Origin of the sequence: Limnohabitans curvus (assembly GCF_003063475.1) — a bacterium.
Classification (GTDB): Bacteria; Pseudomonadota; Gammaproteobacteria; order Burkholderiales; family Burkholderiaceae_C; genus Limnohabitans; species Limnohabitans curvus.
The window spans coordinates 2685292-2696223 of record NZ_NESP01000001.1 but is presented as its reverse complement, the minus strand read 5'-3'; the positions used below and the strand labels follow the sequence as shown (position 1 = coordinate 2696223).

7 protein-coding genes are annotated in these 10932 nt (G+C 56.7%); 1 reads left to right on the top strand and 6 read right to left on the bottom strand.

The features are described 5' to 3' along the window. Positions 1–217 precede the first annotated feature (217 nt). The 5 genes from B9Z44_RS15490 to B9Z44_RS13480 form a co-directional block, all read right to left on the bottom strand. On the bottom strand, positions 218–364 hold the full coding sequence (locus B9Z44_RS15490) for an ORF6N domain-containing protein (protein ID WP_108402671.1): 147 nt from the start codon (positions 362–364) through the stop codon (positions 218–220). Next, positions 361–3630 carry a type I restriction endonuclease subunit R gene (locus B9Z44_RS13490; protein WP_108402670.1) on the bottom strand — a complete coding sequence of 1090 codons (3270 nt, stop codon included), beginning with the start codon at positions 3628–3630 and terminating at the stop codon, positions 361–363. Before B9Z44_RS13490 ends, B9Z44_RS15490 begins: the two co-directional genes overlap by 4 nt. Before the next feature lie 36 nt (positions 3631–3666). Continuing rightward, entirely contained in the window at positions 3667–5028 is a 1362-nt protein-coding gene (locus tag B9Z44_RS13485) for a restriction endonuclease subunit S (RefSeq protein ID WP_108402669.1), read from the bottom strand. Beyond that, entirely contained in the window at positions 5025–5159 is a 135-nt protein-coding gene (locus B9Z44_RS15430; protein WP_281258811.1) for a hypothetical protein, read from the bottom strand. The genes B9Z44_RS13485 and B9Z44_RS15430 overlap by 4 nt, the downstream gene beginning before the upstream one ends. A 71-nt stretch (positions 5160–5230) precedes the next feature. Next, positions 5231–7555, bottom strand: coding sequence for a type I restriction-modification system subunit M (locus tag B9Z44_RS13480; protein ID WP_108402668.1), 2325 nt, complete (start codon positions 7553–7555; stop codon positions 5231–5233). Positions 7556–7806: 251 nt separating this feature from the next. On the opposite strand from B9Z44_RS13480, the gene B9Z44_RS13475 reads away from it, so the two are divergent. Further along, a complete protein-coding gene (locus B9Z44_RS13475; RefSeq protein ID WP_108402667.1) occupies positions 7807–8991 on the top strand; it encodes a Fic family protein in 1185 nt (394 codons plus the stop codon). A gap of 76 nt (positions 8992–9067) precedes the next feature. Here B9Z44_RS13475 and lpdA read toward each other — a convergent pair whose 3' ends face one another. After that, entirely contained in the window at positions 9068–10924 is a 1857-nt protein-coding gene (lpdA, locus tag B9Z44_RS13470) for a dihydrolipoyl dehydrogenase (RefSeq protein WP_108402666.1), read from the bottom strand. Between the last annotated feature and the right edge of the window lie 8 nt (positions 10925–10932).

Genomic DNA, 10932 nt, shown 5'->3' with positions numbered 1-10932 from the left:
GCTTTTCCGATTTGCTGTTTTAAATAACTATAGGTCGCGCGGATGGCATTGCCATGCATCGCTTTAGTTGGGTAAAGCTCACACCGCCCCATGCCGACCTACTCCAATTACCAACCTTTGCGTAGCCTGCGTCGTTGCCACCTAAAACAACACCCGATTGGTTGTAAGCTCACGGTGCCTTACGTCCTTTGGCGCCTTCCCGGCTTCGGTAGAGCTGTCAGGTTTTGGAAGTGGTCGCAATTTGCGGCCACCTCGTGTTTTTTTCCTGCGTGAGTTGAAACAGGAAGTCGCTGGGGAAGCGGTCCCGATTGCGTTTGACCTGCTCATTGAGCCAAAGGCCAGTAAAGGTTTCATCTGGCTTCAACGATTCCCCGCTTGCCCCTGCACCAGCAGATCAAACACAATCCGCGCAAAGTTGGCGGCTTTGCTGGGGTCGGCCAGTAGCTGCATCATCTGGTTTTGGTGGGCATCGCTGCTGTCCATGATCGCGTCGTCAATGGCCTTCGAGAAATCACCCAGCAGGGCCTGCTCGGCCGAGTTGTTCTCGATCTGCTTCATCACCTTGATGTTCTCGCCCACCTTGTCGCGGATCGTATAGGCGTAGTTCACCATGTCCTTGTCGGTGAGCTGGTCGGTCACAAACACCTCGTTCAAGCGGTTGATGATCTGCGACAGATACTCTTCTTTTTTGTCCTTTGGCTTGGCCGTACCTAAGCCTTCGCCCGGCTCCAGCTTGTACTCACCGGTATTTTCTTTAAGCAGCAAATCCTGCTGGCGTATCTTGGCCACACGGTAGTGGCTGAGCACCACGTTGCCTAGGTCGATGTCGTCTTCATCCAGCAAGGTTTCGCGCAACATGGGCCGCAGGTTGCGGGCGTACAGGCTGAGCTTTTCCAAATCGGTGTCGTCGTAATCCACGATCTGCGACATGAACTCGTAAAAACGCACAAAGGTGCCCAGGTCTTTCTTGAAGATTTCGAGCGCGTCTTTTTCCTTCTGGCATTCCTTCAGGCTTTTCTCGGCGTTCGCAATCAGCACAGCATCGCCCGTTTTCTGGGTGCGCTCAAACATCTCCTTGGCAATCTTGAAAGCCTCCACCGCCGATTTGTAGCGCAGCTGCCAGCGTTGCACCGCAGGCTTGCAGATGTTGGCAATCGCAGCGTTGCTCTTGTTCTTCACATAAAACGCGGCGCAGAACTGCTCCACTTCCTGCCAAGTAAAAATGCCACCGGCACGCAGCTTGTCTTGCAGCGCGAAGATCAGGTTGGGATCGGACACATCCAGCAGCTCAGCCGTCTGGAAATACGGCTGAAACGCTTCCAGAATTTCATCCGGATCATTGAAGAAGTCCAGCACAAAGGTGCCCGTCTCGGCCTTGTTGGGGTAAGTGCGGTTCAAGCGCGACAGCGTTTGCACACACTCCACCCCCGCCAGCTTCTTGTCCACATACATGGCGCACAGCTTGGGTTGGTCAAAGCCAGTCTGAAACTTGTTGGCGACGATCATCACTTGGTAGTCGTCCGAATCAAAAGCCTTGCGCATATCGCGGCCCTTGAGGTTCGGGTTCATATTGCTTTCGGTGAACTTCTCGCCGATCAGGCCCGCCACGTTCGGGTCTTTGTCGGTGAACTCCACCTCCCCCGAAAACGCCACCATGGCGCGAATCCTCTGGTAGCCCTTGTCTGCGATGTACTTGTCAAAACACTGCTTGTAGCGCACCGCCTCCTTGCGCGAACTGGTGACCACCATGGCCTTGGCCTGCCCACCCAACAAGCCCATCACGTTGTCCTTGAAGTGCTCAACGATCACCATCACCTTCTGGGCAATGTTGTGGTCGTGCAGGCGCACCCATTGGTTCAGCTTCACTTTCGCTCGCTTGCTTTCCACTTCCGCGTCGGCACCTTGCACCTTCAGGGCCAGCTTGTACGCCACCTTGTAGTTGGTGTAATTCTTCAGCACATCGAGGATGAAACCCTCCTCAATCGCCTGGCGCATGCTGTACACATGAAACGCCGCTGGCTTGTTGGTGCTGGATGCCACCTCGTCCGGGCGCGGCACGCGGCCAAACAGCTCCAGCGTCTTGGGCTTGGGCGTGGCGGTAAAGGCAAAGTAGCTCAGGTTGCCCGATGCGCGGCGCGCAGCCACCGTGGCGGCGATGATGTCGTCGCTGTCCAGCTCCTCGGCCTCGCCCCCAGCTTCCCCTGCTTCCTTCATCAGCACCTCTTTGAGCTGCCGCGCCGTCGATCCGCTTTGCGATGAATGCGCCTCGTCGGCAATGATGGCGTAGCAGCGCTCCTTCAGGCTCACGCTGTTTTCAATCGCCTTCAGCACATGCGGAAAGGTCTGGATAGTGACGATGATGATGGGCTGGGCCGACTCCAAGGCTCCGGCCAGCTTCTCGGACTTGGAGCCATCGCCTTCTTTGTTGTTGATGCGCCCAACCACGCCATCGGTGTGTTCAAACTGGTAAATGGTGTCTTGCAACTGCGCGTCCAACACCGTGCGGTCAGTTACAACAATGACCGAGTCAAACTGCTTCTTGCCGTCGGCCTTGTACAGCGATGAGAGCTGATGGGCCACCCAGGCAATCGAGTTCGACTTGCCCGAACCCGCGCTGTGCTGAATCAGGTACTTCTGCCCCGGCCCCTCGCTGCGTGCCGCCGCCAGCAGCTTGCCCACAACATCCCACTGGTGGTAGCGCGGGAATATCAGGCTTTCCTTCTTGTACTTGCGGCCTTCCCAGTCTTCCTTGTCCTCAATCTGCAAGTGCACAAAGCGGGCGAGGATGTTGAGCAGGTTGTCCGGCAGCAGCACCTCATTCCATAGGTAATCCGTGGCGTAACGGTTGATGTCCTCAGGCACATCATTGCCCGCGCCGCCGTCGTGCGTGCCTTTGTTGAAGGGCAGAAAGTAAGTGTTCTCACCCTCCAGCTTTGTTGCCATGTGCACCTCGTACTGGCTCACCGCAAAGTGCACCAGCGCACCGCGCTTGAAGGTCAGCAGCGGCTCCGCTTTCTTGGCCACCGGGTCTACAGGCAGGCGCGTGGTTTTGTATTGCTTGATGGCGCGGTCCACCGCCTGTTTGAATTCACTCTTCAGCTCCAGCGTGGCCACCGGCAGGCCATTCACAAACAACACCAGATCAATGCGCCACGCTTTGGCCTTGGTTCCTGTTTCAGCAAGGTGCGCATCAGTCGCCCACGGGCTGTACACCAGCTCGGGCACCACACGCAGGCGGTTCTTGGCGTAGCGGGCCAGCGTGTCTGGGTTCAGGTCGTGCTCGGGCTTGAACTGGCACAGCGACAAGCGCGCATTGCGATCGCGCAGCTCGTGGCGCAGCACGCCCAACGTTCCAAAGGTGCGGCTGTCCTTGTGCGTGGCATTCGGGTCGGCCTTGCCCAGTTGCGCGGCAACCAGTTGCAAAAACTTCTGCTCGGCATCCTTCGGGTGGTTGGCGCAAAACTTTTGCCACTGCGCGTCTTGCGTTTCCTGCACAAAGCCCAACGCATCCTCGGGGTACAAAGCCAGTTCGCGGTTGTACTTGTCTGGCGAGCCGAGCAACCAGCCATTGGCGAGCAACTGGCGAATGATGTCGTCTTGAAAGATGCGTTCGGTGGCTTGGTCGCTCATGGTCGAATTGAAATTTGGCTGTGTGGGTGAAGGCCGTCAGGCGGCGGCTTGCCAATCGCGCACGTCAATCTTGCCGGTGACGGCGGCGGAGATTAGAGCGGTACGGCGTTCTTGCAAGAGTATTGAAACGGACTGTGCTTTGTCCGCCAGCTGATCAATTCTAAGCAACCGATTTTTGAGCGCTAAAACAATTTCTTTCTGTTCTTCAATTCCCGGCAAAGCAATATTCATTTTTGAAAGAACCGAGATGTAAATATGCTTGATGGTTGTTCCACCAGCATCAAAGAGCATTTTGGTTTGATAGCTAGCGCCCATTAGTGAAATGGACACAAAGTCTGAGCAAACCTTTTCTTGCATCAGCCGTAATAACGCGATGGACTGACTTATGCAAGTCACATGCGCGCCATCAAAAACTGTAACGCGGCCTAAAGTGCCATCTTTGGTAAGAAGGAGGTCGCCTCGCAATGGCTTACTTTTGTCAGAGAGGGTATTCAAGAAAGCATCTTCTGACGTTTGTCTCGCTTGTTCATAATTGACTCTGCCAAATTCAATATCAGCAGCAGTCAACATATAAGGGCCCTCTTCGGTTGTTGGCATAGGGTTGGTGAACCCATATGTGATGAACTCACATATCCACCCAAGCTTAGTCACCGTCCAATGCTCAGGCACCTCTCCTAGCCACTCCACGCCGGAGTCTTTCATCGGGGCGTTGGGGTTGAGGCCTTTGGTGACGGCGTGGCTGATGACGGCTTGACGCTTTTCCTTGAGCAACTCAATCAGCCGCTGCTGCTTCTCGATCAAGGCATCAATCTTCGCCGTTTCGTGGTCGAGGAAGGCCGCGATTTGTTTTTGTTCGTCATCAGATGGCAACCAAATATCTGCACCTCTGAGAATTGCTTGAGTGATACTGAAAACCTTGACGCCCTTGACCGCAAGACGAATTTGAGTGCGAAACTCTTTTGCATCAAAAAGATATGCAAAATAACGCGTGTTTTTATGGCCTTCCGGTCGAGCAATGATGGTGTGATAACCCGCGAATGTAACCGTATCGCTGGTTAGTTGAGTGAAATTACCTGATCCGTCAAGATCCTCTGATGTGTCTGCAAAAACAAAGTCTCCTTTGCTAAGTAGACAATTCGAAAATGCTTTGAGATAGCTTTCATCTACACACTTTAATGAGTGCTTTGTAGGGTTTACTTCAAATCCAAACTTTGAGTGAACCTCGCCGTAATTCACGCAAGGGATTCCATCTTCTACAAGATTCTCCTTGGTAATGGTTAGGCCTTTGCCGAAAGCAAATTTATAACGAAGCTTGCTGATTGCCCAATGGGGCGGAATACGTCCAAGGCACGCAACGCCAGAATCCTTGTACGCCGGATAAGCCTTGTACCGACTCATTCCGCATCCCCCTCGCCCACGTTCGCCAAATAGAACTCATGCAGTTTGGCCTGCAGCAGCTTCTTGTCCGGCAACTGGGTTTGGCGGCTGTTCTTGAACAAGCTGGCCGCATCGAGGCGAATTTGTCTCACCAGTGGTGAGAGTTTTGGAAATTCTCTCAGCAGTGTTGAGAGAATTGGCGAGGCAGGATAAGCCAAGCAGCTCATGAATGCACCTCGCGCAGCAGCGCCATGATCTCGGCGCTCACGGCATCCAGATCGGCGTCAATTTCTGCCAGCGGCCGTGGCGGCTGGTACTGGTAGAAGTGGCGGTTGAACGGAATTTCATAGCCCACGATGCCGATCTCGCCATCTTTGGCGTCGCGCTTGCTGGCGTCGATCCACGCGTCGGGCACATGCGGCTGCACTTCAGCCATGAAGTAGGCCTCTACGCTTGCGCTCACTGTGCGGCTGGGGTCTAGTGCCACGTTTTCAAAGTCGCGCAGTTCGCCATCGGCTTGGTATTCGATGACTTCTTTGTTCACGTCGAACAGGCCGTACAGGGGGGTGGCCTTGCCTTTGTGAACTTTCTTGATCACCTTTTCGGCGGCTGGGTTCTTCCAGCTCACGGCATCGGCGATCTGCTTTTTCTCTTTGGCGTCCAGCGAAATGCTCGCCTTTTTGCTGGCGACCTTGATGGCTTCGTCATAGCCATTGAAGTCGTCTTGCTGATCGCTGCCGATTTCGCCTTGCAGGGCACGGGCCTTGAGCAGCACGGCCTTTTGTGCCAGCCAGGTGCTTGCGTCGAGCAGGTCTTTGATCTGCTTTTCCTTGAGGTCGGCAAAGTGGCTTTTGAGATAGGCGCGGATTTCGACGGCATAGTCGTCAAGCTGGCCGTAGAGCTCGCAATCAGCCGTGTCTTGCCAGTGGTCTTGACCATACTCGGTGTAGATCCACTGCATGGCACTGCCGAGTGCGCCGGACTCAATGCGCAGGCTGGCGATGCGTTCACTGCTGAACTGCCACGACAAACGCAGTGGCCTCTCGATGGTGATGCGGCGGTAGCCAAACTCGTGCGTGGCAAAAATTTTGCTAGCGAAGGTTTTGACGGCTTCGGGCTTGGGATTGGCGGCTTGGCGGCCACGGTTGCTTTTGACTTCAGCCGGTTTATCGAGCGCCTGCGCCTCAACCACCTCAAATTGGCCAAAGCAGCGGGTGATGGTGGCGATGTCGGCGTCGTCCATCATATGGCGCTTGCTGCCCAGCGATTTGCGCATCTTGCCGCAGAGATTGACGCCATTGATGAGCTGCACCTTGCCTTTGCGCTCGGCGGGCTTTTTGTTGGAGAGCACCCACACATAAGTGGCAATGCCCGTGTTGTAGAACATGTCGGTGGGCAGTGCGACGATGGCTTCGAGCAGATCGCTTTCCAAAATATGGCGGCGGATTTCGGATTCACCCGAGCCTGCGCCACCGGTGAACAGCGGCGAACCATTGAGGATGATGCCAATGCGTGAACCACCTTCTTTCACATCGCGCAGCTTGCTGATGAGGTGCAGCAGAAACAGCAGCGAGCCGTCGGACACACGCGGTAGGCCAGGGCCAAAGCGACCATCAAAGCCTTTGAGGGTGTGTTCGTCGGCAATGTCGCCTTCGATCTTTTTCCAGTCCACGCCAAAGGGCGGGTTGGAGAGCATGTAGTCGAACTTGCTGGCGTAGAGGTGGTCGTTGGAGAGCGTGTTGCCGAGCTTGATGTTGCTGACTTCCTGCCCCTTGATGAGCATGTCGGCCTTGCAGATGGCGTAGCTTTCGGGGTTCAGCTCCTGACCAAAGCCGAGCATGGCGGCTTGGGGGTTCAGCTCGTGCACATATTCCATGCCCGCCGACAGAAAGCCACCCGTCCCCGCTGTTGGGTCATAAACGGTGCGGATGATGCCGGGCTTGGTCAGGGCTTCGTCGTCTTCCATGAACACCAGCGAGGTGGTGAGCCGCACGATGTCACGCGGGGTGAAGTGTTCGCCTGCCGTCTCGTTCGAGCTCTCGGCAAACTTGCGGATCAGCTCTTCAAACACCAAGCCCATCTCGTAGTTGGAAACGGCCTTGGGGTGCAAGTTCATGGTGCGGACTTTTTGCACCACCTTGTAGAGCAGGTTGGCATCGTTCAGAAGGCCAATGAATTCGGCGAACTTGAAGTGGTCAAAAATCTCGCGGGCGTCTTTGGAAAAGCACTGGATGTAGCGCTCCAGATTGGCCTTGATGCCCGACTCGCCCAGGGTGCTCAGGTCCATGGGCGAGGTGTTGAAAAAGCTTAAGCCCCCGGTAGCGCGCAACAGCAGCTTTTCCTTGGCCTCTTCGGCAATGGCCATCTTCTCCACCTTTGCGGCTTCGGCCAGCACAGCAGACTTGCTACTTTCCAACACGCATTCCAGACGGCGCAGCAGGGCAAAAGGCAGGATGACGCGGCCGTATTGGCTCTGTTTGAAGTCGCCGCGCAGCAGGTCGGCAAGCGCCCACAGGTCGGCGGCAAGGTTATTGGTTTCTTGGGTCATTTTTTACTAACGAGGGGTTGGAGTTTCAACCTTATAGGGCTAAGTATTACACGCGGTTAAGGGGGAATCGGCCAAGCCATTGCGTCTGACTATAAAGAGCGAAGCGTTTACTTCTTGCTAGGCGGCAAGTCAGCGTTGCTGCCGTGCGCCACTTCCTCCGCCATGCGTTTGCGGCGATAAAACCACATAATCACCGCAAAATATGCACCGAATATCTTGCGCATGAGGCGCATTCACCGCATAATCACCGCATGAATAGCGGCGATAAACTTTATATCTGGCAGCAAGACACTTGGCCCAAGTGGACCTACGCGCACACGCGCTTGGCCCCACTACTGGCGCAAGTGCACCACGCACAAGGGCTGCTGCTGGGCCGCATGCACGACATTGGCCTAGAGCAACGCGACCAAGCCACCCTGCGCGTGCTGACCGAAGACGTGATCAAGACCAGCGAGATCGAGGGCGAAATGCTCAACCCCGAGTCGGTGCGCTCGTCCATCGCCCGCCGCTTAGGCGTGGACATTGGCGCACTGGCCCCCACCGACCGCCATGTGGACGGCGTGGTGGACATGGTGCTAGATGCAACCCAACAACACGACCAAGCACTGACAGTGCAGCGCCTGTGCGGCTGGCACGCCGCCCTCTTCCCCACAGGCTATAGCGGCATGACGCCCATCCGCGTAGGTGCGTGGCGCAACGACGCACAAGGCCCAATGCAGGTTGTGTCTGGCCCGTCGTACCGCCCACGCGTGCACTACCAAGCCCCGCCCGCGAATACGCTAGACGCTGAAATGGCGCTGTTCCTAGATTGGTTCAACACCGCCAGCCAAGACGACCCGCTGATCAAAGCCGGGCTGGCCCACTTGTGGTTTGTGACGGTGCATCCGATGGACGATGGCAATGGCCGCATGGGCCGCGCCGTGGGCGACTTGGCACTGGCCCGCGCCGAAGGCACTGCGCAGCGCTACTACAGTCTGTCGGCACAAATCCAGCGCGAACGCAAAGACTATTACAACCAACTCGAACGCACCCAAAAAGGCACGCTGGACGTGACCGATTGGCTAGAGTGGTTTTTGGGTTGCCTTCTGCGCGCCGTGCAAGGCGCACAAGGCACGCTGTCTGCTGTGCTGAGCAAAGCCAACTTCTGGCGGCAATGGGCCGACACACCCATGAACGAGCGACAAATCAAACTGCTCAACAAACTGCTAGATGGCTTTGACGGCAAGCTCACCACCAGCAAGTGGGCAGCGATTGCCAAATGCTCACAAGACACCGCGCTGCGCGACATCAACGAACTGCTAGAGCGCGGTGTGTTGATGCGGTCTGAGGCGAGTGGGCGGAGTACGAGTTATGAAATTCGATCATTGCCGGTTGATGCATTTGGCAGCATCAAGCAAGGTTTAAATGAGGCTATTGCGCACGCTAAAAATCAATAGCCACGGGGCTGGCAGAACGTAAAAAAGCCGCCAACCCTTTCAGGTTGGCGGCTTCTTTATTTACAGCGCGAAGCGTTTACTTCTTGCTAGGCGGCAAGTCCGTGCAGCTACCGTGCGCCACCTCTGCCGCCATGCCGATGCTTTCGCCCAGCGTGGGGTGTGGGTGGATGGTTTTGCCGATGTCCACAGCGTCTGCGCCCATCTCGATGGCCAGAGCGATCTCGCCAATCATGTCGCCCGCGTGTGTGCCGACCATGCCGCCGCCCAAGATCTTGCCGTGGCCGTGGGCCTCGGGTGAATCGTCAAACAGCAGTTTGGTCACGCCTTCGTCGCGGCCGTTGGCAATGGCGCGGCCCGAGGCGGTCCAAGGGAACAAGCCCTTTTTCACCTTGATGCCTTGCGCTTTGGCTTGGTCTTCGGTCAAGCCCACCCATGCCACTTCGGGGTCGGTGTAGGCCACGCTTGGGATGACGCGTGCGTTAAACGCCGCAGCAGCCAGCTCTTTGTTGCCTTGAAGTTCGCCCGCGATGACTTCGGCAGCCACGTGCGCTTCGTGCACCGCCTTGTGCGCCAACATGGGCTGGCCCACGATGTCGCCAATGGCAAAGATGTGCGGCACGTTGGTGCGCATTTGAATGTCGACGTTAATAAAGCCGCGGTCGGTCACAGACACGCCTGCTTTATCAGCGGCGAGTTTTTTGCCGTTGGGCGTGCGGCCCACGGCTTGCAACACGAGGTCGTACACCTGCGGCGCGGGGGCTGTGCCGCCCTCTTCTGCCGGTGCAAACGTGACTTCAATGCCTTCGGGCAAGGCGCGTGCGGACACGGTCTTGGTCTTGAGCATGATGTTGTCAAAGCGCTTGGCGTTCATCTTTTGCCAGACCTTGACCAAGTCGCGGTCAGCGCCTTGCATGAGGCCGTCCATCATTTCCACCACGTCCAGGCGTGCGCCCAGCGTGCTGTAAACGGTGCCCATTTCCAGGCCAATGATGCCGCCGCCCAAGATGAGCATGCGCTTGGGTACTTCTTTGAGTTCCAAAGCGCCTGTGCTGTCGACCACGCGTGGATCGTTGGGCATGAAAGGCAAACGCACGGCTTGTGAGCCTGCAGCGATGATGGCCTTCTTGAAGGCGATCACTTTTTTGCTGCCGTTTTGTTCTTGTGCAGTGCCGGTGGTCTCCGACACTTCGAGGTGGTTTGCACCTACGAACTGGCCCAAGCCGCGCACGGTGGTGACCTTGCGCATCTTGGCCATGGCAGCCAAGCCGCCTGTGAGTTTGCCAATGACTTTTTCTTTATGGCCGCGCAGCTTGTCGATGTTGACAGCGGGTGTACCGAAGTCCACACCGAGGTCAGCCATGTGAGCCACTTCGTCCATCACCGCTGCGACGTGCAGCAAGGCTTTGGATGGAATGCACCCCACGTTCAAACACACGCCACCCAAGGTGGCGTAGCGCTCAACGATGACCACGTTCAAGCCGAGGTCAGCCGCACGGAATGCAGCCGAGTAACCGCCGGGGCCACCGCCCAACACGAGCACATCGCACTCGATGTCGGCAGAGCCACCGAAGCTGGAGGCCACGGGCGCGGGTGCGGCGGCAACGGCAGGCGCTGCGGCAGAAGCAGTTGCAGCAGCCGGCGCCGAAGTGGGTGCCGGTGCAGCAGCGGGTGCCGAAGCCGCAGGCGCAGCAGCGCCCTCGCCGTCCAGCACCAAGACCACCGAGCCTTGCTTGACCTTGTCGCCCAGCTTGACTTTCAACTCTTTCACCACGCCCGCGTGTGACGATGGAATTTCCATCGACGCTTTGTCGGACTCGACGGTAATGAGCGATTGCTCAGCCTTGACGGTGTCGCCGGGTTTGACCAGCAACTCGATCACGGCCACTTCGTCGAAGTCGCCGATGTCTGGAACTTGGATATCAATCAGTGCCATATCAAGTC

Coding starts and splice junctions, on each gene's coding strand:
- lpdA (WP_108402666.1), bottom strand. CDS start 10,924: ATGGCACTGATTGATATCCAAGTTCCAGACATCGGCGACTTCGACGAA.
- B9Z44_RS13490 (WP_108402670.1), bottom strand. CDS start 3,630: ATGAGCGACCAAGCCACCGAACGCATCTTTCAAGACGACATCATTCGC.
- B9Z44_RS13475 (WP_108402667.1), top strand. CDS start 7,807: ATGAATAGCGGCGATAAACTTTATATCTGGCAGCAAGACACTTGGCCC.
- B9Z44_RS13480 (WP_108402668.1), bottom strand. CDS start 7,555: ATGACCCAAGAAACCAATAACCTTGCCGCCGACCTGTGGGCGCTTGCC.
- B9Z44_RS13485 (WP_108402669.1), bottom strand. CDS start 5,028: ATGAGTCGGTACAAGGCTTATCCGGCGTACAAGGATTCTGGCGTTGCG.